Genomic DNA, 981 nt, shown 5'->3' with positions numbered 1-981 from the left:
ATGCGCTGCGGTTCTCGCAAACGACCCGAGAGTGCCGCTTGTTTGCGCCGGTACCGACCTGGCGCGCCAGGCCTTGCTCACCGACGCGCAGCTCGCCGAGCGCTTCGAGGCGTTTCATCTCAAGCCCTGGAAGAACGATCACACCTTTGCGCGGCTCCTGAGGAGCCTGGCGGGAATCCTGCCGTTGCGCGCTGCGTCCGATCTCGTTAGTGAGCCGGTTCGTGAGCGGATCCATCTGCTCACCAGCGGCGTTACGGCGCGAATTTTCCGGCTGATCGAAACGGCGGTCGAGGAGGCAATCCGGTCAGGAAGGGAACGGCTCGATCAGATGAGCTTCGGAGATGATCTCATGCTGCCGCTCGTGTCGATGACCCAGGACTGCCGGCAGGCGGGCGGCGCGCGGGATCGCGCAGATGGCCCGGCGATGACGGGCCGTCGTCTGCCCGTTGCGCCGCGGCCCTACCGCGACGAATTGCCGTCGTCATGGCTGGCGCGGGTGGCATGCCGCTATGGCCTCTCGGCGCAAGAGCTGGCCGGCCATCTCGCCGGCGACGGTAATGGCTTTTCCTCGCCTGCGCCGATCGACGACAGGGATCCGGCGGCGGATCAGGCGAGGGTGTGGGCAAAGGCCTGCGGTATCGACCCCGATCGGCTGCAGCGCCTATCCTTGACCAGGCGGTTCCCGAGTCGCCCGGGGTCATGGTACGTGAGTTTTGGACCGGCATGGCTACCATCGGCAACCACTGGACCAACTCCGGTCTGTTTCGCCTGTTTCGCTGCGGATGTTGAGGCAGGTCGTGACGCCTATCTGCGCGCCGGCTGGAGGCTTGCCGAGCGCTGCATCTGCCCAGCCCACGGCCAACTGCTTCACGATCGGTGTTTGTCGTGTCACCGGCGTCTTTGCGTGGCTTTGCGCCTGCATGAGGGCCGCGCTCGTCCGGTCTGCGGCCACTGTGACCTGCTACTGGCCGATAGGGGAGG

The 981-nt window shown here is 66.1% G+C and carries 1 protein-coding gene; it reads left to right on the top strand.

The window, feature by feature from the left end:
- Positions 1-31: 31 nt before the first annotated feature.
- A partial coding sequence (locus EN780_RS41110; protein ID WP_245500228.1) for a TniQ family protein occupies positions 32-981 on the top strand: 950 nt, incomplete at its 3' end.

It is taken from the genome of Mesorhizobium sp. M4B.F.Ca.ET.089.01.1.1, assembly GCF_004022605.1.
Classification (GTDB): Bacteria; Pseudomonadota; Alphaproteobacteria; order Rhizobiales; family Rhizobiaceae; genus Mesorhizobium; species Mesorhizobium abyssinicae.
Note: the sequence above shows the minus strand (reverse complement) of the source record. Positions and strands in the feature narration are given on the sequence as shown.